At 69.3% G+C, this 22,972-nt stretch carries 20 protein-coding genes and 1 pseudogene; 6 read left to right on the top strand and 15 right to left on the bottom strand.

Features of this window, described 5'->3' with window-relative positions; translation table 11 throughout:
- The 14 genes from dnaK to JWP65_RS11815 form a co-directional block, all read right to left on the bottom strand.
- A partial coding sequence (gene dnaK / locus JWP65_RS11750) for a molecular chaperone DnaK (RefSeq protein WP_299763892.1) occupies positions 1 to 1,913 on the bottom strand: 1,913 nt, incomplete at its 3' end.
- Between the two features lie 80 nt (positions 1,914 to 1,993).
- Positions 1,994 to 2,536: a nucleotide exchange factor GrpE gene (gene grpE, locus JWP65_RS11755; RefSeq protein ID WP_299763894.1), complete on the bottom strand. Its 543-nt coding sequence runs from the start codon at positions 2,534 to 2,536 to the stop codon at positions 1,994 to 1,996.
- Positions 2,537 to 2,663: 127 nt separating this feature from the next.
- Positions 2,664 to 3,014 (bottom strand): FKBP-type peptidyl-prolyl cis-trans isomerase, encoded by a 351-nt coding sequence (locus JWP65_RS11760; protein WP_299763896.1) that lies wholly within the window; start codon positions 3,012 to 3,014, stop codon positions 2,664 to 2,666.
- A gap of 18 nt (positions 3,015 to 3,032) precedes the next feature.
- Positions 3,033 to 4,199, bottom strand: a complete 1,167-nt coding sequence (locus tag JWP65_RS11765) for a fumarylacetoacetate hydrolase family protein (protein WP_299763898.1) — start codon at positions 4,197 to 4,199, stop codon at positions 3,033 to 3,035.
- Positions 4,199 to 4,513 (bottom strand): helix-turn-helix domain-containing protein, encoded by a 315-nt coding sequence (locus JWP65_RS11770; RefSeq protein ID WP_299763900.1) that lies wholly within the window; start codon positions 4,511 to 4,513, stop codon positions 4,199 to 4,201. The genes JWP65_RS11765 and JWP65_RS11770 overlap by 1 nt, the downstream gene beginning before the upstream one ends.
- Positions 4,514 to 4,669: 156 nt before the next feature.
- Positions 4,670 to 5,167 (bottom strand): MarR family winged helix-turn-helix transcriptional regulator, encoded by a 498-nt coding sequence (locus JWP65_RS11775; RefSeq protein ID WP_299763902.1) that lies wholly within the window; start codon positions 5,165 to 5,167, stop codon positions 4,670 to 4,672.
- Between the two features lie 5 nt (positions 5,168 to 5,172).
- Positions 5,173 to 6,900, bottom strand: a complete 1,728-nt coding sequence (locus tag JWP65_RS11780; RefSeq protein WP_299763904.1) for an acyl-CoA dehydrogenase — start codon at positions 6,898 to 6,900, stop codon at positions 5,173 to 5,175.
- A 5-nt stretch (positions 6,901 to 6,905) separates the two neighbouring features.
- Positions 6,906 to 7,646: an ABC transporter ATP-binding protein gene (locus tag JWP65_RS11785; protein ID WP_299763906.1), complete on the bottom strand. Its 741-nt coding sequence runs from the start codon at positions 7,644 to 7,646 to the stop codon at positions 6,906 to 6,908.
- Between the two features lie 113 nt (positions 7,647 to 7,759).
- Entirely contained in the window at positions 7,760 to 9,529 is a 1,770-nt protein-coding gene (locus JWP65_RS11790; protein ID WP_299763908.1) for a branched-chain amino acid ABC transporter ATP-binding protein/permease, read from the bottom strand.
- A gap of 141 nt (positions 9,530 to 9,670) precedes the next feature.
- On the bottom strand, positions 9,671 to 10,708 hold the full coding sequence (locus JWP65_RS11795; protein ID WP_299763910.1) for a branched-chain amino acid ABC transporter permease: 1,038 nt from the start codon (positions 10,706 to 10,708) through the stop codon (positions 9,671 to 9,673).
- 52 nt (positions 10,709 to 10,760) lie between these two features.
- A complete protein-coding gene (locus tag JWP65_RS11800) occupies positions 10,761 to 11,882 on the bottom strand; it encodes an ABC transporter substrate-binding protein (protein ID WP_299763911.1) in 1,122 nt (373 codons plus the stop codon).
- A gap of 35 nt (positions 11,883 to 11,917) precedes the next feature.
- On the bottom strand, positions 11,918 to 12,703 hold the full coding sequence (locus JWP65_RS11805; RefSeq protein WP_299763913.1) for an SDR family NAD(P)-dependent oxidoreductase: 786 nt from the start codon (positions 12,701 to 12,703) through the stop codon (positions 11,918 to 11,920).
- Positions 12,700 to 14,583 (bottom strand): feruloyl-CoA synthase, encoded by a 1,884-nt coding sequence (locus JWP65_RS11810; protein ID WP_299763915.1) that lies wholly within the window; start codon positions 14,581 to 14,583, stop codon positions 12,700 to 12,702. Before JWP65_RS11810 ends, JWP65_RS11805 begins: the two co-directional genes overlap by 4 nt.
- Before the next feature lie 6 nt (positions 14,584 to 14,589).
- Complete coding sequence (locus JWP65_RS11815) at positions 14,590 to 15,363, bottom strand: crotonase/enoyl-CoA hydratase family protein (protein WP_299763917.1); 774 nt, start codon at positions 15,361 to 15,363, stop codon at positions 14,590 to 14,592.
- A 102-nt stretch (positions 15,364 to 15,465) separates the two neighbouring features.
- On the opposite strand from JWP65_RS11815, the gene JWP65_RS11820 reads away from it, so the two are divergent.
- Positions 15,466 to 16,362: an amidohydrolase family protein gene (locus tag JWP65_RS11820; RefSeq protein WP_299763918.1), complete on the top strand. Its 897-nt coding sequence runs from the start codon at positions 15,466 to 15,468 to the stop codon at positions 16,360 to 16,362.
- Positions 16,359 to 18,206 (top strand): AMP-binding protein, encoded by a 1,848-nt coding sequence (locus JWP65_RS11825; protein WP_299763921.1) that lies wholly within the window; start codon positions 16,359 to 16,361, stop codon positions 18,204 to 18,206. Before JWP65_RS11820 ends, JWP65_RS11825 begins: the two co-directional genes overlap by 4 nt.
- 8 nt (positions 18,207 to 18,214) lie before the next feature.
- Here the strand turns inward: JWP65_RS11825 and JWP65_RS11830 are convergent, their stop codons facing one another.
- The gene (locus JWP65_RS11830) at positions 18,215 to 18,823 is read right to left on the bottom strand and encodes a 2-hydroxychromene-2-carboxylate isomerase (RefSeq protein ID WP_299763923.1); all 609 of its coding nucleotides are present in this window, start codon (positions 18,821 to 18,823) and stop codon (positions 18,215 to 18,217) included.
- Between the two features lie 127 nt (positions 18,824 to 18,950).
- On the opposite strand from JWP65_RS11830, the gene JWP65_RS11835 reads away from it, so the two are divergent.
- From JWP65_RS11835 to JWP65_RS11850, 4 genes and pseudogenes are all read left to right on the top strand, one after another.
- Positions 18,951 to 19,838: a BadF/BadG/BcrA/BcrD ATPase family protein gene (locus JWP65_RS11835; protein ID WP_299763925.1), complete on the top strand. Its 888-nt coding sequence runs from the start codon at positions 18,951 to 18,953 to the stop codon at positions 19,836 to 19,838.
- The gene (nagA, locus tag JWP65_RS11840) at positions 19,835 to 20,968 is read left to right on the top strand and encodes an N-acetylglucosamine-6-phosphate deacetylase (protein WP_299763927.1); all 1,134 of its coding nucleotides are present in this window, start codon (positions 19,835 to 19,837) and stop codon (positions 20,966 to 20,968) included. Before JWP65_RS11835 ends, nagA begins: the two co-directional genes overlap by 4 nt.
- Positions 20,958 to 21,968, top strand: a complete 1,011-nt coding sequence (locus JWP65_RS11845) for an SIS domain-containing protein (protein WP_299763929.1) — start codon at positions 20,958 to 20,960, stop codon at positions 21,966 to 21,968. The genes nagA and JWP65_RS11845 overlap by 11 nt, the downstream gene beginning before the upstream one ends.
- Positions 21,969 to 22,225: 257 nt before the next feature.
- Positions 22,226 to 22,972, top strand: a pseudogene (locus JWP65_RS11850) (PrkA family serine protein kinase); the annotation flags it as partial.

Below are 22,972 nucleotides of genomic sequence, written 5' to 3' on the forward strand. Positions count from 1 at the left end.
TCGGCGTCGACGACGTTGTCGTCATTGGCCGGACCGGACGATGCACCGCCGCCGGAAGCATCGCCGCCGGGCGCCGCATTGCCGGCTGCCTGCTGCGCCGCGTACATCTGCTCGCCCAGCTTCTGGCTGGCCGTCATCAGCGCGTTGGTCTTGGCTTCGATCTGCTCCTTGTCCTCGGACTTGAGCGTCTCTTCCAGGTCCTTGGCCGCCGCTTCGATCTTGCTGCGCTCGCCGGCGTCGATCTTGTCGCCGTACTCGGTCAGGCTCTTGCGCACGCTGTGCACCAGCGCCTCGCCCTGGTTGCGGGCCGTGACGAGCTCCAGCTTCTTCTTGTCCTCGGCGGCATTGACCTCGGCGTCCTTCACCATCTTCTCGATCTCGGCTTCCGACAGGCCCGAGTTCGCCTTGATGGTGATCTTGTTTTCCTTGCCGGTGCCCTTGTCCTTGGCGCCCACGTGCAGGATGCCGTTGGCGTCGATGTCGAAGCTGACCTCGATCTGCGGCAGGCCGCGCGGCGACGGCGGGATGCCTTCCAGGTTGAACTCGCCCAGCAGCTTGTTGCCGGTGGCGATCTCGCGCTCGCCCTGGAACACCTTGATCGTGACTGCCGGCTGGTTGTCGTCGGCGGTCGAGAAGGTCTGCGCGAACTTGGTCGGGATCGTGGTGTTCTTCTTGATCATCTTGGTCATCACGCCGCCCAGGGTCTCGATGCCCAGCGACAGCGGGGTGACGTCCAGCAGCAGCACGTCCTTGCGCTCGCCCGAGAGCACCTGGCCCTGGATGGCGGCGCCGACGGCCACGGCCTCGTCGGGGTTCACGTCCTTGCGCGGCTCCCTGCCGAAGAACTCCTTGACCTTCTCCTGCACCTTGGGCATGCGGGACATGCCGCCCACCAGGATCACGTCCTGGATGTCGCTGACCGACACGCCGGCGTCCTTGATGGCGATCTTGCATGGCTCGATGGTGCGGGCGATCAACTCGTCCACCAGCGACTCGAGCTTGGCCCGCGACAGCTTGATGTTCAGGTGCTTGGGGCCCGAGGCGTCGGCCGTGACGTACGGCAGGTTGATGTCGGTCTGCGTGCTGTTGGACAGCTCGATCTTGGCCTTCTCGGCGGCTTCCTTCAGACGCTGCAGCGCCAGCACGTCCTTGCCCAGGTCGACGCCCTGTTCCTTCTTGAACTCGGCGATGATGTAGTCGATGATGCGCTGGTCGAAGTCTTCGCCGCCCAGGAAGGTGTCGCCGTTGGTGGACAGCACCTCGAACTGCTTTTCGCCGTCGACGTCAGCGATCTCGATGATCGAGATGTCGAAGGTGCCGCCGCCCAGGTCGTACACGGCGATCTTGCGGTCGCCCTTGGCGTGCTTGTCCAGGCCGAAGGCCAGCGCCGCGGCGGTGGGCTCGTTGATGATCCGCTTCACGTCCAGCCCGGCGATCCGGCCGGCGTCCTTGGTGGCCTGGCGCTGGGCGTCGTTGAAGTACGCTGGCACCGTGATCACGGCTTCGGTGACGGTCTCGCCCAGGTAGTCCTCGGCGGTCTTCTTCATCTTGCGCAGGATGTCGGCGGAGACCTGCTGCGCCGACACCTTCTTGCCGCGCACTTCGATCCAGGCGTCGCCGTTGTCGGCGGCCACGATCGAGTAGGGCATCAGGTCGATGTCCTTTTGCACTTCCTTCTCGGCGAACTTGCGCCCGATCAGGCGCTTGACCGCGTACAGCGTGTTGCGCGGGTTGGTCACGGCCTGGCGCTTGGCCGAGGCCCCCACGAGGATCTCGCCGTCTTCCTGGTAGGCCACGATCGAGGGGGTGGTGCGGGCACCTTCCGAGTTCTCGATGACCTTGACGTTGTTGCCTTCCATGATCGCCACGCACGAGTTGGTGGTGCCGAGGTCGATGCCGATGATCTTCGCCATGTGTTTCTCCTAATCTCTTCCCCGGCAACGGCCGGTGCGCGTATTCAGTTGCGTTCTACTTGTGGATAACCGTTACGGATTCAAGGCTTGGCTGCCGCGACGGTCACCAGGGCCGGGCGCAGCACCCGCTCGGCGATCACGTAGCCCTTTTGCAGCACGCCCACGACGGTGTTCGGCTCCTGTTCGGCCGGCACCACCGAGATGGCCTGGTGGACCATGGGGTCGAACTTCGCGCCGGCGGCGGGGTTGACTTCGATCACCTTGTTGCGCTCGAGCGCCTGCTTGAGCTGGCGCAGCGTCGCCGCGGCGCCTTCGCGGATCACCTCCGGGCTGGCGTCCAGGTGGGCCAGGCTGGCTTCCAGGCTGTCGCAGACCGGCAGCAGGCTGTCGGCGAAGCCTTCCAGCGCGAACTTGCGGGCCTTGGCGATCTCCTCCTCGGCCCGGCGGCGGGTGTTCTGCATGTCGGCCTGGGCCCGCAGGAACTGGTCGACCAGCTCCTGGTTCTTGGCCTGCAGGGCGGCGATCTGTTCGCCCAGATCGGCGCCGATGACGCCGGCAGGGGCCTGCGGGACGGATGCCGCGGGCTGGTCGTTCTGGTGGTCGGTGTTGACGTTGTCGGACATGGCGGGCAGGTCGTGCGTTCTGATGGGACGGGCTGCAACTTGGGGCAGCCCGGCGCTTTTCAAGCGCGGAGATGCCGGCCGCGACGGAAAGTTCCGCGGCCGGACGACAAGGCCGGGGGTTGGACGCTCAGCGCGTCTCGAGCAGTTCGACGTCGAACTTCAAGGTGGCGTTCGGCGGGATCACGCCGCCGGCGCCGCGGGCGCCGTAACCCAGCTCGGGCGGGATCACCAGGGTGCGCTTGCCGCCCACCTTCATGCCGGCCACGCCTTCGTCCCAGCCCTTGATCACCATGCCGGCGCCCAGCGAGAACCCGAACGGGTCCTTGCGGTCGCGGCTGGAGTCGAACTTGGCGCCCTGGACGCCGTTCTGGAACAGCCAGCCGGTGTAGTGCACGCGCACGTCCTGGCCGGCCTTGGCTTCCGGGCCGCCGCCCACGAGTTCGTCTTCGTACTGGAGGCCGCTGGGGGTGGTGATCATGTTGTTCTTTCAGGAGTTTCAGGTCAGGCCGCGGCGGCCCAGGTCGCGCATCAGGGCGCCGGCGCCGTAGCGCCAGGGCGGGATGCGGTCGCAGGTCTCGACGCGGTTGACGAGTGTACCCAGCACCGGGGTGGAAATGGCCACCAGGTCGCCGGCCATGTGCGTGAACCCCTGGCCCGGGCCGTGCCGGTCCTGGGTCGGGGCGAACATGGTCCCCAAAAAGAGCATGAAGCCGTCGGGGTACTGATGATTCGGGCCGATGGCCTGCCCGACCAGGTCGAGCGGGTCGCGGCTGATCTTCGAGAGGCTGCTGGCGCCGCGCAGGTCGAAGCCGTCCGGGCCGGCCACGCGCATGTCCAGCTCGCAGCGGCGGACCGCGTCCATGCCGAAGCCGGTGTCGAACAGGCGGATGAACGGGCCGATGGCGCAGCTGGCGTTGTTGTCCTTGGCCTTGCCCAGCAGCAGCGCGCTGCGACCTTCGAAGTCGCGCAGGTTGACGTCGTTGCCCAACGCGGCGCCCACCGACTCGCCGCGGCTGTTGACCGCCAGCACGATTTCGGGCTCGGGGTTGTTCCAGGCGCTGCCGGGGTGGATGCCCACCTGGGCGCCGGTGCCCACGGCGCTCATCGGCTGGCTTTTGGTGAAGATCTCGGCGTCGGGGCCGATGCCGACCTCCAGGTACTGGGACCACAGGCCGCGCTCGAGCAGCACCTCCTTGAGCCTGGCCGCTTGCGGCGAGCCGGGCCGGATGGCGGCGAGGTCGTCGCCGATGACGGCCACCACGGCGCGGCGCGCGGACTCGGCGCGGGTCGGGTCGCCGCGCGCCTGCTCCTCGATCACCCGTTCGAGCATCGAGGCCACGAAGGTGACGCCGGCTGCCTTGATGGCCTGCAGGTCGCACGGCGCCAGCAGCCAGGGCAGCGTCGTGTCGCGGCGGTCGTGCGCGCTGTTGGCGATCACTTCCCGCAGCCCGGCCACGCGTTCGCCGCGCTGAGCCCGCACGGCGGCAGCGACGTCGGGCAGCTCCAGCAGCGCGCTGCAAGTCGGCGCCAGCCGCGACAGGTCGATCAATGATTCACCGTCCACGCGCACCAGCACCGCGCCCTGGCCTTCGATCCAGGCCCGACCGACCAGCGCGGCTTGCTGCGCATCGGCGGGCAGCGTCGCCTTCAGGAACGAGTCCATCACGGCTGTTTCTTTCTGGCTTGACTGGCGGTCCAGCGGGCGGCGAACGGCTGCAGGTCGCCCAGGCGCTTGAGCAGATCCACGCCGCTGGCGGTGACACTATAGCCGTCGCCGTTGTGCTGCATCAGGCCGGCTTCGCGCATTTCCTTGATCCGCGTGTTGAGCGTGTTGGGGGTGATGCCGCCCACGCTGTCCTGCAGCAGCCGGAAGGTCTGCGGATGGCCGTCGCGCAGCGCCCACAGCACCCGCATCGCATAGCGCGCCTCCAGCAGCGCCAGCAGCTGGTGGATGGCGGCATTCTCCTTGGAACTCATTCGCGGGTCTCCTGCGGGCAGGGGCAGTGTACGCAACATCTGCTACACAAACAATAGCAAGAGGCGCGTCCTTTCCGCGCAGGCGGGAATCCGGTGCGCCCGCACGCGACGTCTTGCGAATGCGCTCGATCCCCGCCGCTGCCGGGGGTGACGGATTCAACCCGGCTCGTACACCTTCTTGAGCAGCCGCATCAGCGTCTTCAGCTCGGACGCGCTCAGCCGGCCGGCCACTTCGGCCTCCAGCGCCGCCGCCACCTTCTCGGCGTTGCGCGCCAGCTTCCCGCCGCCCGGCGTCAGGTGCAGCCCCATCGCGCGGCCGTCGTGCGGATGCGGCTGGCGCACGATGAGTCCGCGCTTTTCCAGCGCGTTGACCATGCCCACCAGGTTGGGCGGCAGGATGCCCAGCGTGGTGCACAGCTGGCGCGAGGTGATGCCCGGGTTGTGGGCCACCAGCGACAGCACCGAAAAGTCCACCGGCTTGAGCTGGAACGGCGCCATGCGCTGCAGGAAGACTTCGATCACCGCCAGCGCGGCGCGGCGCGCGTTGTATCCCAGCAGGCTTTCCAGGAAGGTGGTGTCGACCTCCCCGGTCGGCGCCAGCTGGCTGGGGCGCGGCGTGCTGGGGGGCTGGCGTGGCAGGCGAATGTGGGCCATGCGGTTCAGGCGGGCGCGGTGGAGGAATGGCCCGGCGCCGCGCACTGGGCGCGCAGGATCTGCAGGCGCATCTCGAATTCCGGTAGCACCCGCAACCGGGCGGCACCAGCGGGCCGGCTCCAGCGCGGGGCGTCGGCGCCGGGCGTCGCCTCCACCAGGCGCCAGGCCCAGCCAAACAGCGCCAGGCCGACAGCGCGCAAGTAGTCGTCGGCCGCCGCGTACGCCAGCACCGGGTCGCCGGCGCTCGCGGCGACCAGCTGCGCCGTCACCGCGCGCAGGGCGTCGAAGCGGCGCAGCACCTGCGCGTCGGCTGGCGTGGCGCCGGGCAGTTCGCCGGCCAGCCGATCCAGCAGCGCGCCCACTGCGGCGCCGCCGTCGGGCAGCACCTTGCGCACCAGCAGGTCGATCGCCTGGATCTCGTTGGTGCCCTCGTAGATCATCGCGATCCGGGAATCGCGCACGATCTGCTCGATGCCCCACTCCTTGACGTAGCCGTGGCCGCCGAACACCTGCAGGCAGCGGCTGGCGCCGTGGAAGCCGGCGTCGGTGGCGACCGCCTTGAGCACCGGCGTGACCAGGCTGCACCATTGCTGCGCTGCCTGGCGGCGCTCGGCGTCGGAATGGTGCCGCGCCAGGTCCAGCTCGATGCCGGTGCGGTAGGCCAGCACCCGCAGCCCGTCGATCCAGGCCCGCTCGGTGTCCAGGATGCGGCCCACCGCCGGATGGCGGATGATCGGATCGGCCGCGCCGTCACCGCGCAGCGGGCCCGGGGCGCGCATCTGGGTGCGCTCCTGCGCATAGGCGTGCGCCAGTTGCCAGGCAGCTTCCAGCAGGCCGATGCCTTGCAGGCCCACGTGCAGCCGGGCCGCATTCATCATCACGAACATCGCGGCCAGCCCGCGGCCGGCTTCGCCCACGCGCCAGCCGGTGGCGCGGTCGAAGCGCAGCACGCAGGTCGGGCTGCCGTGCAGGCCCATCTTCTCCTCGATGCGCTCGCACACGACGGCGTTGCGCGCGCCGTCCGCCAGCACCTTGGGCGCCAGGAACAACGACAACCCCTTGGGCCCGGGCGGCGCGCCGGGTTCCCGCGCCAGCACCAGGTGGACGATGTTGTCGGTCAGGTCGTGCGCGCCGCCGGAGATGAAGATCTTGGTGCCGGCGATGCGGTGGCTGCCGTCGGCCTGCGGCACGGCCTGCGTGCGGACCAGGCCAAGGTCGCTGCCCGCATGCGCCTCGGTCAGGCACATCGTGGCCAGCCACTCGCCGCTGGCGACCTTGGCCAGGTAGCGCGCCTTCAATTCCTCGCTGCCGTGGTGCTTGAGGCATTCGTAGGCCCCGTGCAGCAGCCCCGGCGCCATGGTCCAGCCGTGGTTGGCCCCGCTGAGCATTTCGTACAGCACGCCTTCCAGCACCCAGGGCAGGCCTTGCCCGCCGTCCTCAGGCGCGCAGGCCAGCGCCGGCCAGCCGGCCTGCCAGAACGCGCGGTAGGCGCTGGCGAAGCCGGGCGGCGTGACGACGTTGCCATCCACCAGCCGGCAGCCGGGCGTGTCGCCCACCGCCTGCAGCGGCGCCACCGCCAGTTCCACGAACTTGCCCGCTTCCTCCAGCACCTGCACGATCAGTCCGGCGTCGGCCTCGGCGAAGGCCGGCGCGGCCTGCAATGCGTCTGGTGCCCGCAGCACCTGCAGCAGCAGAAAGCGGATGTCGTCGACCGGCGCTCGGTAGGCAGCCATGCTTTTCAAGAGGCCGCGGTGCCGCGCGCCGCGCCCAGGTAGGTTTCGATCACCCGGGCATCGCCGGCCAGGTCCCGTGCCGGGCCGTGCAGGCCGATTTCGCCGGTCTCCAGCACGTAGCCGTAGTCGGCCACTTCCAGCGCGGCCCGGGCGTTCTGCTCCACCAGCAGGATGCTGACGCCGGCCGTGCGCAGCATGTCGATGGTGCGGAAGATGTCGCGCACCACCAGCGGCGCCAGGCCCAGGCTGGGCTCGTCCAGCATCAGCAGCTTGGGCCGCGACATCAGCGCCCGGCCCACCGCCAGCATCTGGCGTTCGCCGCCAGACAAGGTGCCGGCCAGCTGCGTGCGGCGCTCCTTCAGGCGCGGAAACAGCGCGTAGACGCGCTCCAGCTCGCCCTTCCAGTTGGGCACGCGCAGCTTCATCGCGCGGTAGCCCCCCAGCACCAGGTTGTCTTCCACCGGCATGGTGCCGAACAGCTCGCGCTTTTCCGGCACCAGCGCCAGGCCCAGCATCACGCGCTCCTCGAGTTCGAGGCCGGCCAGGTCGACGCCGTCGAAGCGCACGACGCCGCGGCACGGCAGCAGACCCATCAGCGCGTTCAAGGTGGTGGACTTGCCGGCGCCGTTGGGACCGATCACCGTCACCACCTGGCCGCGCGGCAGCTGGAAATTCAGTCCGGTGAGGACCTCGGCGCGGCCGTAGCCGGCGTGCAGATCGCTCACTTCGAGCAGGTTGTCGGCCATTGGAAGCTGTGAGTGGATTGATCGTGCCCGGGTGAGGCCGCGGCTGAGTGTTGGATGAGGGAAGCCGTCACTTGGCGGCCTCACGCGGGTGCGAGCAATTCATTCGCAGCTTTCTAGTGTTCCGTTCCGAGGTAGGCGGCGCGCACCGCGGGGCTGGCCTGCACTTCGGCCGGCGTGCCCTCCATCAGGCGGGTGCCGAATTCCATCACCACGATGCGGTCGGTCAGGCCCATCACGAAGTCCATGTCGTGTTCCACCAGCAGCAGGCTCATGCCTTCGCCCTTGAGCAGGCGCAGGACCTTGCCCAGCGCCTGCTTTTCCTTGTGGCGCAGGCCGGCCGCCGGCTCGTCCAGCAGCAGCAGCGCCGGGTCGGTGCACAGCGCGCGCGCGATCTCCATCAGCCGCTGCGGCCCGAGGGCCAGGTTGCCGGCCATCTCGTGCATGCGGTCGGCCATGCCGATGCGCGCCAGCTGGCGCTCGGCTTCGGCGAACAGGCCGCGCTCCTCGGCCCGGTCCAGCCGCAGCATGGCCTTGACCGTGCCGCTGCTGCCACGCAGGTAGCCGCCCAGCGCCACGTTTTCCAGCACCGTCATCTCGGGGATCATCTTGACGTGCTGGAAGGTGCGCGAGATGCCGCGCCGGGCGATGGCCCGCGACGGCATGCCGGTGATGTCTTCGCCGCGATAGCGCACCTGGCCGGAGGTCAGCCCCAGCACGCCGGTGATCAGGTTGAAGGTGGTCGACTTGCCGGCGCCGTTCGGGCCGATCAGGCCGACAATCTCGCCGGCGCGCAGCTCGAAGCTCACATCGTTGACCGCCACCAGCCCGCCGAACTCCTTGCGCACCGCCTGCACCTGCAGCAGCAGCTCGCCGGCGGCCGGCTTGTCGCGCGCGGGCAGCGGCGGCGCGCCTTCCCAGTCGCGCACCCGGTCGGCGCGCGGGATCCAGCGGGCCACGAAGCTCCACAGGCCCTCGGGCGCGTACTTGAGAACGACCACCAGGATCACGCCGAAGACGATGGTCTCGAAGCTGCCGCTGGTGCCGATCAGCCGCGGCAGCAGCACCTGCAGCTGGTCTTCCAGCAGCTTGACCACGCCGGCGCCCAGGAAGGCGCCCCACACGTGGCCGACCCCGCCCAGCACCACCATGAACAGGTACTCGATGCCCTTGGCGATCGAGAACGGGCTGGGGCTGACGGTGCGCTGGAAGAAGGCGAACAGCCAGCCGGAGATGGCGGCCAGGATGGCGGCGATCACGAACACCGTCAGCTTGGCGCGGAAGGTGGAGATGCCCATCGCCTCGGCCATGGTCGCGCCGTTCTTGAGCGAGCGGATGGCGCGGCCGGGGCGCGAATCCAGCAGGTGCACGCAGGCCAGCGCCGCCAGCAAGGCAAACAACCAGATCAGCACGTGCAGGCCGCGCCCGGTGCCCAGGTCGTGGCCCAGGATCTTGAGCGTCGGGATGCCCAGGATGCCGTCGTACTTGCCCAGCCACTCCATGTTGGCCATGGTGTAGTTCAGCGCCAGGCCCCAGGCGATGGTGGCCAGCGGCAGGTAGTGGCCGGACATGCGCAGCGTGATGGCGCCCAGCACGATGGCGGCGCCGGCGGCCAGGCCGATGCCCAGCAACAGCGCCAGCCAGGGCGAGGCGGACAGCTTGACCGCCAGGAAGGCGGCGGTGTAGGCGCCGACGCCGACGAAGGCGGCCTGGCCGAACGACGTGAGGCCGGCCACGCCGGTCAGCAACACCAGGCCGAGCGAGACCAGCGCATACAGGCCGATGTAGTTGCTCTGGGTGATCCAGAAGTCGGGCACCGGCAGCGCCGGCAGGGCCAGCATCAGCAGCGCGAAGGCGGGAAAGGCCAGTTTTCTGATGGTGTTCATTTCGACGGCGCACCTTGCAGTGGCCTGCGGGAGCTCGTTGTCTGTTCCAGCGGACAGCGCGGAACCGGCTTTGCCGGGCCGCTGGTATCGCCCGCCTGAGGGGGCGGCGGCCGTCGGCCGCTGCGAAGGGGAGTCGTCATTTCAGTGCTCCTCGCCGTGCGGATCGCGCAGCGACCGCCACAAGAGCACCGGCAGGATCGACGAGAACACGATCACTTCCTTGAACGAGCTGGCCCAGAACGAGCTGAAGCTTTCCAGCAGGCCGACCGCCAGCGCGCCGACCAGCGCCAGCGGGTAGCTGGCCAGTCCGGCGAAGACGGCGGCGACGAAACCTTTCAGGCCGATGATGAAGCCGCTGTCGTAGAAGATGGTGGTGGTCGGGCCGATCAGCAGGCCCGACAGCGCGCCGATGAAGGCCGCCATGGTGAAGGCCAGGCGGCCGGCGCTGTTGGAGGAAATTCCCATCAGCCGGGCGCCGACACGGTTGACGGCGGTGGCGCGCAGGGCCTTGCCGGCCAGCGTGCGCTCGAAGAACAGGTACAGAAGCACGATCAGCGCCAGCGAGACGCCGAAGATGATGACGGTCTGGCCGGTCAGCGTGAGGCCCCCGCTGGAAAAACGCGCGTCCCAGAAGCTGGGGTTGCGAAAGCCTTCGGCGCCGAAAAAGAACAGGCCCAGGCCGACCAGGGCGAAGTGGACGCCGACGGAGACGATCAGCAGCACCAGCACAGAAGCGTCGGCCAGCGACTCGTAAGCCAGCCGGTAGATCAGGTTGCCGAACGGGGTGACCAGCGCCAGCGTCAGCAGCGCCTGGAGCACCAGCGGGAAGCCTTTGGGCGCGGCCCAGATGGCGACGGCGGAAACCAGCACCGGCACGGCCAGCGTGCGCAGCACCTGCAGGCCGATGCGCGCGGCGGGCTGGCGGCGGCGCAGGCCGGTGAAAACGTCGGACACGGCGGCCGCGCCGGCCAGCACCAGCAGGAACCAGACGGTGCCCGGAACCTTGCCGGTCTGCAGCAAGGCGAGGGTGAGGGCGCCGAACGCGACGAATTCACCCTGCGGGATGAAGATCACGCGGGTGACGGCGAACAGCAGGACGGTGGCGAGGGCCAGCAGGGCGTAGACAGCGCCGTTGGTCAGGCCGTCGAGCGCCAGGATGCTGGCGATGGAGAGGTCCATGGGTTTTTTTCTTGCTCCCTCCCCCTTTGGGGGAAGGAGGAAGGCGCTGTGCTTATTTCTCGACGACGAACTTGCCGCCGGCGACCTTCAGCATCACACCCGTTTCGTTGGTGTAGCCCCAATGGTCGTCCTTGGTCCAGTTCATCACGCCGTGGGCGAAGACCGTGCGGCCCATCGTCTCGAAGGCTTCACGCAGGCCGGCGCGAAATTCCGGCGTGCCCGGCTTGCCCTTCTTCAGCGCGATCGGCACTGCCTTTTCCAGCGCGATCGCGGCGTCGTAGCTGTGGCCGGCGAACTGGTTGGGCGCGCCGAAGGCCTTGTCGTACCTGGAGTAGAAGTCCATCGCGACCTTCTTGGACGGATGGTTGTCGGGCAACTGCTCGCCGACCATCGCCGGGCCGGACACCACGAAGGTGCCTTCCACCCTGGTCCCGCCGATGCGCATCAGGTCCTGGGTGGCGGCGGCGTGGGTCTGGTAGATCTTGCCCTTGTAGCCGCGGTCCGCCAGCGCCAGCTGCGGCATCGCCGCGCCGGAGCCGGAAGCAACCACCAGGATCGCGTCGGGGTTGGCGGAGGTGATCTTCAGGGCCTGCGGCGTCACGCTGGTGTCGGTGCGGGCGAAGCGCTCGCTGGCCACGATCTTCATGCCGGCTTTCTCGGCCAGCGGCGCCAGCGCCTTGAGCCACAGCTCACCATACGCGTCGGTGTAGCCGAGGAAGCCGATGGTCTTGATGCCCTGCTTCTTCATGTGCTCCACCACGGCGTGGGCCATGACTTCGTTGCCCTGCGGCAGGCGGAACAGCCACGGGCTGTCGCCGCCGACGGGCGAGGCGGCCAGCTGCACCGTCCTGGCTTCGGTGGCCACCGGCGTCATGGCGCCGGCCACGGGCGTCAGGCAGGAGCCGATGATCAGGTCGACCTTGTCTTGGGTGACGAAGCGGCGCGCGTTGCTCACGCCCTTGCCCGGATCCGAGGCGTCATCCAGGACGATCAGGTTGACCTTCTCGCCGCCGATTTCCTTGGGGAACAGCTTGAACTGGTTCTGCATCGGGATGCCCAGGCCGGAGCCGGGGCCGGTCAGCGACAGGCTGACGCCGATGTTGATGTCGGCCAGCGCGGCGCCGGCCGCGGCCAGAGCCACAGCGGCCGTGATGAGGGTGCGTGCGAGTTTCATCTTCTTGTCTCCAGGGGGTGAAAGGAAAAACCGGATCAGCGCGGCGCCATGCGCAACGCGCCGTCGAGGCGGATCACCTCGCCGTTCAGGTGGGTGTTGGTCACGACGTGGCAGGCCAGCTGCGCGAATTCTTCTGGCTTGCCCAGGCGCGACGGGAAGGGAATCGAGGCGGCCAGCGATTGCTGCAGCGCCTGGGGCAGCTGCTTCATCAGCGGCGTGGCGAACAGCCCGGGCGCGATGGTGCAGACGCGAATGCCATGCCGGGCCAGGTCGCGCGCCATCGGCAAGGTCATGCCCACCAGGCCGGCCTTGGAGGCGCTGTAGGCCTGCTGCCCCACCTGGCCGTCGAAGGCGGCGACCGAGGCGGTCAGCAGCATCACGCCGCGCTCGTTGTCCTCCAGCGGCTCCAGCCGGGCGCAGGCGGCGGCGAACAGCCGGCTGGCGTTGTAGGTGCCGATCAGGTTGATGTTGACCACGCGGGCGAAGTCTTCCAGCGGCGCGGCGTTGCCGTCCTTTTGCACCATGCGCTTGGCCGAGCCGATGCCGGCGATGTTCATCAGGATGCGTGCCGGCCCGTGGGCGGCGGCGGCCTGCGCCAGCGCGGCTTCGACGCTGGCGGTGTCGGTGATGTCGCACTTGCAGGCCACGGCGCAGCCGTCGCCATATTGCGCGTTGATCTCGGCTGCGACCTTTTGCGCCAGCTCCAGGTTGACGTCCAGAACCGCGACCTTGGCGCCCAGGCGGGCCAGCTCGCGCGCCGTCGCTTCACCGAGCCCCGAGGCGCCGCCGGTGACCAGCGCGGCCATTGCTTCGATCTTCATGCGCGCGCCCTCGTGGGCCGCAGTGTGAACGGCAGGCGGTCTTCGTGGAAGTCCTGCACCATGGCCTCGCGGTGCTTGAGCACGGCGCGCTGGTTGATCGAGCCCTTGTCGGTGACCTCGCCCTTGTCGATCGACGGCGCCTCGTGCATCAGGTGCAGGCGGGCGACGCGGTTGGCGCTGCCTGTGCCCTGCGCGGCCAGTTCATCGAGCACCTGCTGCAGGTGGGCCTGCACCGGGGCACTCTCGACCACCTGCTGCAGCGAGGCGCTGTCCGGCAGGCCGGCCAGCTTGCGGATGCCGGGCGCGGGAAACACCAGGGCGCCGACTTCCTTGCGGTTGATGCCGGTCAGCACCGCGTCCTGGATCCAGGGCGCGCCGGCGGCGATGATCTTGGCGCGCAGCGGGCCGACGCTGACGAAGGTGCCGGTGGCCAGCTTGAAGTCTTCGGCGATGCGGCCGTCGAACTTCAGTCCCTTGTGCGGGTCGCTGTCGTCGATCCAGAGGACGGCGTCGCCGGTGCAGAAGAAGCCTTCCTCGTCGAAGGCTTCGGCCGTGGATTCCGGGCTGCGCCAGTAGCCGGGCGTGACGTTCGGGCCCTTGTAGCGGACCTCGGTCTTGCCGTCGACCGGCACCAGCTTGAGCTCCATGCCCGGGCAGGGCAGGCCCAGGTAGCCCGACTTGACGTCGGGGCTGGTCACGAAGATGGCGAAGGGCGACGACTCGGTCATGCCCAGGCCGGTGCCCATCACGATGCGCTCGCCGATCTCCGCTTCCTGCGCCTCGGCCAGCAAGTCCCAGATCGGCTGGGCCAGCGCGGCGCCGGAATAGAAGAACATGCGCACCCGCGACAGCAGGTTCCGGCGCAGCACCGGGTCGGCCTTCATCGCGTGGGCGATGGCTTCGAAGCCGGTCGGCACGTTGAAGTAGACGGTGGGGGCGATCTCGCGCAGGTTGCGCAGCGTCTCGCCCATCAGCGCCGGTGTCGGCTTGCCGTCGTCGATGTAGAGCGTGCCGCCGTTGTAGATCACCAGGCCGACGTTGTGGTTGCCGCCGAAGGTGTGGTTCCATGGCAGCCAGTCGACCAGCACCGGCGGCTCCTCGGCCAGCACCGGCATCGACTGCCGCATCTGCTGCTGGTTGGCGCACCACATTCCGTGCGTGTTGACCACCGCCTTGGGCAGCTTGGTCGAGCCCGAGGTGAACAGAAACTTGGTGATGGTGTCGGGGCCGGTCTTCGCCATGGCGGCTTCGACGGCGGGTGTGGGCCGTGTCTTGAGCAGGTCGTCCCAGGCCGTCGTCTTGCGGCCCGGGATGGGGCCGCCGACGGCGACCACTTCGACGTCCGTCGGCACGGTGGCGAGCACGGCCTTGCCGTAGCGCTCGACGTCGGGCACGAACACCAGCCCGGGCGTCATCGTCTGCAGCACGTGGCGCAGCTTGTCGTAGTCCACGCTGACGGTGGCGTAGGGCGGCGACACCGGGCAATAAGGAACGCCGACCATCAGGCAGCCGATGGCCAGCATCGCGTGCTCCAGGCCGTTCTCGCACAGGATGGCCACCGGGCGTTCGGGACCCAGCCCGCGGTCCAGCAGCGCCTGGCCAACCGCGCGGCCGGCTTCCATGGCCTGGCGGTAGCTGATGTGCTGCCAGTCGCCGGTGCTGCCGTCGGCCAGCCTTTCGCGCCGGGCCATGAAGCTGCGCTCGGGCGTGGTTTCCACCCAGTGCAGGAAGCGGTCAGTGATCCGCCTTGCATACGGCTCCAGCGGCTGCTCGGCGCGCAGGTAGCGCACGCCCCCGGCGCCGTCGCGCAGCACCGCGCGGGTGACGCCGAAGCGCAAGGGGCGGTAGCGCACGCCCGGGTCGGTGGCTGTGTTGCTCATGCTTGCCTATCCCTTGCTGACCTTGCCGGCTCGGCCTTCGAGGAAGTCGCGCACGCGCTGCTTGGCCTCGGGCGCGCTCTGGGCGATGGCGGCCATCAGCGCCTCGGTCAGGAAACCCTGGTCCGCCGGCTGCTCGGCGATGCGGGGCAGGGCGTGCATCAGCGCGTAGTTGGTCAGCGGCGCATTCTGCGCCACGCGCCTGGCCAGCTCCAGCGCCTTGGTGAAGGCCTGGCCGGCGGGCACCAGGTACTGTGCCATGCCGATCTTCTCGCCGTCTTCGGCGTTGTAGACGCGGCCGGTCAGCATCATGTCGGCCATGCGGGCCGCGCCGATCAGCCGCGGGATGCGCACCGCGCCGCCGCCGCCCACGAAGATGCCGCGCGAGCCTTCCGGCAGCGCGTAGAAGGTGGTTTCGTCGGCCACGCGGATGTGGCAGGCCGAGGCCAGCTCCAGCCCGCCGCCGACCACCGCGCCATGCAGCGCGGCGATGACGGGAACCGGGCCGTACTGCACCTGCTCCAGCGCCGTGTGCCACATGCGGGAGTGGTGCAGGCCGGCGCCGGCGTCGCGCTCCTTGATCTCGGACAGGTCGAGTCCGGCGCAGAAGTGGTCGCCCGCGCCGTCGATCACGGCGGCGCGCACGGTGGCCGGCAGCGACTGGAAGGTGTCGCGGATGGAAAGCACCAGCGCATCGTTCAAGGCGTTGCGCTTGGCGGCGCGGTTCAGGCGGATGATGGCGACTTCGCCGTCGATCTCGAGTTGGATGTCTTGGGTGCTCATGGGAATTTGCGGTGTGACGGTATTGTTTGTTATAAACAATAACCAATTCAAGACCCGTGGCCTAGGACTTACCCTAGGTCGCCTAGCCGACGGAGACAAGCCTTGGACCACGCCAACCTGATCGCGATCGACGTGCACACCCACGCCGAAGTCAGCTGCTGGAACCCGTTCGACAACTACTGCGAGGAATACGACCGCGCCGCCGACAAGTACTTCCGCTCCAGCCGCCGCCCCACCATTCCCGAAACCATCGCCTACTACCGCGAACGCAAGATCGGGCTGGTGATGTTCACCGTGGACAGCGAGTCCAAGCTGGGCCGCCGCCGCATCCCCAACGAGGAGATCGCCCAGGCCGCGCGCGAGAACAGCGACATGATGATGTGCTTTGCCAGCATCGACCCGCACAAGGGAAAGATGGGCGCGCGCGAGGCCGAGCGGCTGATCAGGGAAGAAGGCGTCAAGGGCTTCAAGTTCCATCCGACGGTGCAGGGCTACCACCCGTACGACAAGATGGCCTGGCCGATCTACGAGGTGATCAACGCGCACAAGATGCCGGCGATCTTCCACACCGGCCACAGCGGCATCGGCTCGGGCATGCGCTGCGGCGGCGGGCTGCGGCTGGAGTACAGCAACCCGATGCACCTGGACGACGTGGCGATCGACTTCCCCGACATGCAGATCGTGATGGCGCACCCCAGCTTTCCCTGGCAGGACGAGGCGCTGTCGGTGGCCACCCACAAGCCCAACGTCTGGATCGACCTGTCGGGCTGGAGCCCGAAGTACTTTCCCAAGCAACTGGTGCAGTACGCCAACACGCTGCTCAAGGACCGCATCCTGTTCGGCAGCGATTTCCCGCTGATCACGCCGGAGCGCTGGATGAAGGACTTCGAGGAGGCCGGTTTCAAGCCCGAGGTGATGCCCGGCATCCTCAAGGGCAATGCCGTGCGGCTGCTCGGGCTGGACCAGCCGGCAGTCGCCAGTCCCCCCATCGCGGCATGAGCGCCGCCGCCTTCATCGGCGGCCTTGCCGACATCGAAGCGCTGGAGCGCACGCCGTATGACCAGGCGATCCCCGGGCGCAGCACCTACGCCCTGATCGCCGGCGCGGCGGCGCGCTTTCCAGGCCGCAAGGCCTTCGTTTACCTGCCGGACGGCGAGCTGAGGACGGCGCCGCGGCCGGTGACCTACGCCGAGTTGCTGGCCAACGTGAACCGCGCCGCCAACCTGTTTCGCGACCTGGGCGTGGGATCCGACGACGCCGTCGCCATTTTGGGGCCCAACATCCCTGCCACGCACTACGCGCTGTGGGGCGCGCAGGTTGCGGGCCGCGCCTGCCCGATCAACTTCATGCTGCAGTCTGACCACATCGCCTCGCTGCTGGAGGCGAGCGGCGCCAGGGTGGTGGTGGCGCTGGGGCCGAACGCCGAACTCGACGTCTGGGCTACGCTGCAGAGGGTGCCCGGTATCGAGGCGCGGCGGGTGCTGCGCATCGATGCCACTGCGGCTCCTGCGGCAGGCTCCTTCGAGGCCTTGCTGCAGGCCGAGCCGGCCACGCTCACCTTCGATCCGCAACTGACGCCGGACCGCATCGCCGCGCTGTTCCACACCGGCGGCACCACCGGCGCGCCCAAGCTGGTGCAGCACACGCACGGCAACGAGGCGCACACCTCGTGGTTCGCGCACCGCTTCTACGGCTTCGACGAGCACACGGTGGAGATCAACGGCTTTCCGCTGTTTCACGTGGCCGGCGCCTTCGTCTACGGGCTGGCGGTGCTGGCGATCGGCGGCTGCCAGGTGCTGCCGACCGTCACCGGGATGCGCAACGCTGCCTTCCTGCGCAACTACTGGAAGTTCTGCGAACGCGAGGGCGTCACCGCGCTGGCGGCGGTGCCGACCATCCTGGCCGGCCTTTGCAACACGCCGGTGGATGCCGACATCTCGCGGGTGCAGGTGGCGTATACCGGCGGCTCGCCGCTGCCGACCGAGCTGGCAGCGCGCTTCGAGGCCGGCGTCGGCATCGCGGTGCGCAACATCCTGGGCATGACCGAGTGCGCCGGGCTGGTGTCCATCGAACCGTTGCACGCGCCACGGGTGCCGGGCTCGGCCGGCCTGCGGCTGCCGTACACCGAAGTGCGGGTGGTGCCCTGGCGCGACGGCGCGGCGCAGCTGGCGGAGGACTGCGGGCCGGGCGCCACCGGCGTGATCGTGCTGCGCGGGCCGCACATCGGGCCCGGCTACACCGACGCGGCGCGCGATGCGGGCATGTTCGAGCGCGACGGCTGGCTGGTCTCGGGCGACCTGGGCCACCTGGACGCGGTGGGCTACCTGCACGTGACCGGTCGCGCCAAGGACGTGATCATCCGCGGCTCGCACAACATCGATCCGGGCCTGGTGGAAGACGCTTTCCTGGCGCATCCGGCGGTGGCGCTGTGCGCCGTGGTCGGCGAGCCGGATTCGCATGCCGGCGAGGTGCCGGCGGCCTTCGTCACGCTCATGCCCGGCGTCAGCGTCAGCGGCGCGGCGTTGCTGGCGCAAGTGACGCCGCAAGTCTACGAGCGGCCCGCCGTGCCCAGGCGGGTGCTGGTGCTGGAGGCGATGCCGACCAGCGCCGTCGGCAAGATCTTCAAGCCGGCCTTGCGGCTGCGGCTGATCGAGCTGAAGCTGGCCGAGGTGCTGGCCGCCGCCGCACCCGGCACGCAGCTGGCCGTGACCGCGCGCGAGCAGGGCGCGGCGCCGCTGGCCGAGGTGACGGTGCAGGCGGCGCCAGATGCGGCGCTGGAAGAAAAGATGCGGCGCGCGCTCGGGGCGATTGCGGTGCGGACGGTGTTTCGTTTCAAAGCGTAGCGATCACTTCACCAACCGCCCCGCGCCAGCCAGTCTTCCGCCTCGTCCAGCCGATCCACTCCCCAGAACGGCTCGCCGTCGACGACCACCATCGGCGAGCCGAACACGCCGGCCGCCGTGGCGGAAGCGACGGCGCTGCGCAGCATGCTGGCCGCTTCCTCACTGGCGGCGCCTTCGGCCAGCGCGGCGGCGGCCAGCCCTGGCGGCAGGTCGATCGCGGCCAGCGCCTCGGGCGTCGACAGGTCCCGGCCCTGGGCCCAGAACGCGTGGTAGATCGCATGCGCCATCGCCGCCTGCAAATGGGGGTGATGGCGCCGCACCCAGTAGAAGCCGCGTGCCGCCGGCAACGGGTTGCCGATCGACGCGTCCAGGCTGCGCCCCAGCGGGACGCCGTGCCGGCGCGCATACCGGTGCACGTCGCGGCGCACGTAGTCGCCCTTCAGCGGCGTGTCCAGCAAGGGCTTCAGGCCCATCACCTTGAGCACCGCCACGCCCAGCAGCATCGGTCGCCAGTCGACCTCGCGGCCGTGCCGCGCCGCCATGTCCTCGATGCGCAGGCTGGCGAAGTAGCCGTAAGGGGAGATGAAGTCGAAATGGAAGAGCAACGGGACGGGCATCCCCAAGCTTAGCGGCGCCGTCCGACGCGGGCTAGTGGCCAATCGCCGCGCGGCCCGCCCGCTTCTCCTGCAACTGCGCCAGGTCCGCAGGGTCCAACATGGGAAAACGGCTGGCAAGAAAGGCTGGATGGCAGACTACCTCATCGGCGTGGACGGCGGCGGCAGCGGCACCCGGGCACTGCTGCGGCGCAAGGGCGGGCCGGTGCTGGGCAAGGGCCAGGCCGGGCCGTCGGCGCTGGGCCAGGGCCTGGCCCAGGCCTGGCGCAACATCGAGGCGGCGGTGCGTGCGGCTTTTGCCGACGCCGGCCTGGCGGTGCCGCCATGGAGCCGCTGCACCCTGGCCGCGGGGCTCAGCGGGGTCAGCCACGCGCCGTTGCGCGACAGCTTCCTGGCCGCCGACCCCGGCTTTGCCCGCCTGGCGGCCGAGACCGATTCCTTTGCCATGCTGCTGGGCGCGCACGGCGCCCAGCCCGGCGCCATCCTGATCGCCGGCAGCGGCAGCATCGCCGAAGCGCTGCGCGCGGACGGCAGCCGCGCTACAGTCGGTGGATGGGGTTTTCCGGTGGCTGACGAAGGCAGCGGCGCCTGGCTGGGGCTGCACGCGATGCGGCACGCCCAGGCAGCGCTGGACCGGCGCGCCAACGTGAGCGCGCTGGCGCGGCATGTCTGGATGCAATGCGGCGCCGAGCGCGAAGCCTTGCAGTCCTGGTGCGACGGCGCGCGCCAGTTCGAGTTCGCGCAGCTGGCGCGGCTGGTGTTCGACACCGAGGCGGCGGATCCCGTCGCCGCCGCCTTGCTGCAGCGCGCCACCGAGGCGCTGGAAGACCTGGCGCTTGCGATCGACCCCCGCGGCCGGTTGCCGCTGGCCGCCAGCGGCAGCATCGGCGAGCGGCTGGCACCCCGCATGCGCCCGGCGCTGCGCGGCCGGCTGGTGCCGGCAAGGGAAGGCGCCGCCGCCGGTGCGCTGGCACTGGCTGCCAGGCTGGAGCGGCAAGCAACGAAGGAGAACGCGTGACGCGCACGCTGGCCGGCTGCATTCTCACGCCGGACGGGTTCGTGCAGGGCAAGCTGCACCTGGATGCGCATGGGCGCATCGGCACCATCGAAGGCGAGCCGGTCAGCCAAGCGCAGGCGCGCGCCGGCCAGGCGCCGTTGCTGCTGCCCGGCTTCATCGACCTGCACGTGCATGGCGGCGGCGGTCGCGACGTGATGGAAGGCGGCGCTGCCGCTCTCGAGGTCGCGCGGCGGCATGCGCAGCACGGCACCACCGCGCTGCTGGCCACCACCATGACGGCGCCGTTCGAAGACCTCGAGGCCGCGCTGGCCGGACTCGGTGACCTGTGCCGCGATGGCGCGCCGGGCGCCGCGCGCGTGCTCGGCGTGCACCTGGAGGGCCCGTACATCAATCCCACCAGGCTCGGTGCCCAGCCCGGCTACGCACGCCCGGTGTCGCTGGACGAACTGCGGCGGCTGGCGGCACTGGCACCGGTGCGCCTGCTGACGCTGGCGCCGGAAGTGCAGGGCAACCTGGACGCCATCGAGGCGCTGTGCGCCGCCGGCTATCGCGTGCAGGTCGGCCACACCAGCGGCAGCTACGACGACGGCGTGCAGGCGCTGGCGCGGGGCGCCCGCGGCTTCACCCATCTGTTCAACGCCATGACGCCGCTGCACCACCGCGCGCCGGGCATGGTGGGCGCGGCGCTGGCGCACGCGCAGTACGCGGAGATCATTCCCGACCTGCTGCACGTCCACCCCGGCGCGATCAGGGTGGCGCTGCGCAGCATTCCCTGCCTGTACTGCGTCACCGATTCCACCGCCGCCACCGGCATGCCGGACGGCGAGTACAGACTCGGCCGGCAGCCGGTGACCAAGTGCCTGGGCGGCGTGCGGCTGGCCGACGGCACGCTGGCCGGCTCCACGCTCACCATGGACCGCGCCTTGCGCAACCTGGTCGACGTGGTCGGCCTGGACCTGCGCGATGCGTCGCGTCGCGTCGCCACCCACGCCGCCGACTTCCTGGGTCTGACCGACCGCGGCCGCCTGCAGCCAGGCGCCTGGGCCGACGTGGTGGTGCTCGACGCCGCGCTGCGGGTGCGGCAGGTCATCCTGCAAGGAGAAGCGATCCATGTCGCGCATGCTGACTGAGGCGCGGCAAGCGCCCGCCGCCGTGGCCTGCCAGCTGCAGCGGGACCAGGACCAGTGGGCCGCTTTCGGCGCGCGGCTGCGGGCGCAGCCGCCGGCGACGCTGCTGACCGTCGCGCGCGGCAGTTCAGATCACGCGGCGCACTATGCCGCCTACCTCGTCATGGCGCGCATGGGCCGGCTCGTCACCTCGATGCCGATGTCGCTGGTGACGCTGTACCAGTCGCGCATCCGCTGCGAAGGACTGGCGTCGTTCGCGTTCTCGCAGTCTGGCCAGAGCCCCGACCTGGTCGGACCGACCGATTACTTCCGGCAAGGCGGGGCCCTCACCTGCGCCTTCGTCAACGACCCGGCGTCGCCGCTGGCGCGCGCCGCCGAATGGCTGTTCCCGCTGCATGCGGGGGAAGAAGCGAGCGTTGCGGCCACCAAGAGCTTCATCGCGCAACTCGTTGCCGGCGCGCGGCTGGCCGCTGCCTGGCAGGACGATGCGCAACTGCGCGAGGCGCTGCTGGGGTTGCCGCAGGCGCTCGAGGAGGCCGCCCGCGCGGACTGGTCGCAGGCGGTGGAGGCGCTGCGTGATGCCGACCGGCTGTTCGTCATCGGACGCGGCCTGGGTCTGCCGGTGGCGCTGGAAGCGGCGCTCAAGTTCAAGGAGACCTGCGGCATCCAGGCCGAGGCTTTTTCCGGCGCCGAAATCCAGCACGGACCGATGGCGCTCATAGCCGACGGCTACCCGCTGCTCATCTTCGCGCCGCGCGGGCCGGCCCAGGCGGGCCTGCTCGAACTGGCGCAGGCCATGCGCAAGCGTGGTGCGCGCGTGCTGCTGGCCGCACCGGAGGGCACGCCGGGCGCGACATTGCGCATCGTGCAGAGCCCGGCCGAGGAACTGGACCCGGTGAGCGCGATCCAGAGCTTCTATCCGATGGTGGAAGCACTGGCGCGTGCGGTCGGCAACGACCCCGACAGCCCACCGCACCTGAAGAAGGTCACGCGCACGCAATGACATGGCGCGCCTCTTGCATTCTGCGTGGCGACTGTCGGTGCGGTGCGGATTTACACAATGTTTTCCGCAGCTGTCGCACTGTCGTTCGCGCCCCGCAGTGTTTCCCCCTAGAAACTTACCGGGCCTTGTTTTTATCTACCGTTCACCTACAGTGAAGTCGGCGCTCCACCTACATGGCGCGTTGCACCTGCAGGAGACCGCTGGAGTACATTGAAACTGCCGCGCTGGCCGCTGCACTCGTAAACGAAGGAGGCTTCATGGACGTGGTCCGCAATTTCCTCACGCGGTTCGAAAAGACGCGCGAGGAGGAGCTGTCGATCGAGGAGTACCTCGACTTGTGCAAGCGCGAGCCCTTGTCGTACGCGACAGCTGCCGAACGCATGCTGGCCGCGATCGGCGAACCCGAAATGGTCGACACGCGGCACGATTCGCGGCTCTCGCGGATCTTTGGCAACAAGGTCATCCGCATCTATCCGGCGTTCAAAGACTTCTACGGTCTGGAAGAGCCGATCGAGCAGGTGGTGTCGCACTTCCGCCATGCGGCCCAGGGCCTGGAAGAAAAAAAGCAGATCCTGTACCTGCTCGGTCCGGTCGGCGGCGGCAAGTCGTCCATCGCCGAGCGGCTCAAGCAGCTGATGGAGCAGGTGCCGTTCTACGCGCTCAAAGGCTCACCGGTCAACGAGTCGCCGCTGGGCCTGTTCAGCAATGACGAAGACGGTCCGTTGCTGGAACAGCAGTACGGCATCCCGCGCCGCTTCACGCAGAAGATCATGTCCCCTTGGGCCGTCAAGCGCCTCGAGGAATACGGTGGCGACATCCGCAAGTTCAAGGTCGTCAAGCGCTTCCCCTCCATCCTCAAGCAGGTCGGCATCGCCAAGACCGAGCCGGGGGACGAGAACAACCAGGACATCTCGTCGCTGGTCGGTAAGGTCGACATCCGCAAGCTCGAAACGCTCTCGCAGAACGATCCCGATGCCTACAGCTATTCGGGCGGGCTCAACCGC

Source organism: Ramlibacter sp., from assembly GCF_028292805.1.
In the GTDB taxonomy this organism is placed as follows: domain Bacteria; phylum Pseudomonadota; class Gammaproteobacteria; order Burkholderiales; family Burkholderiaceae_C; genus Ramlibacter.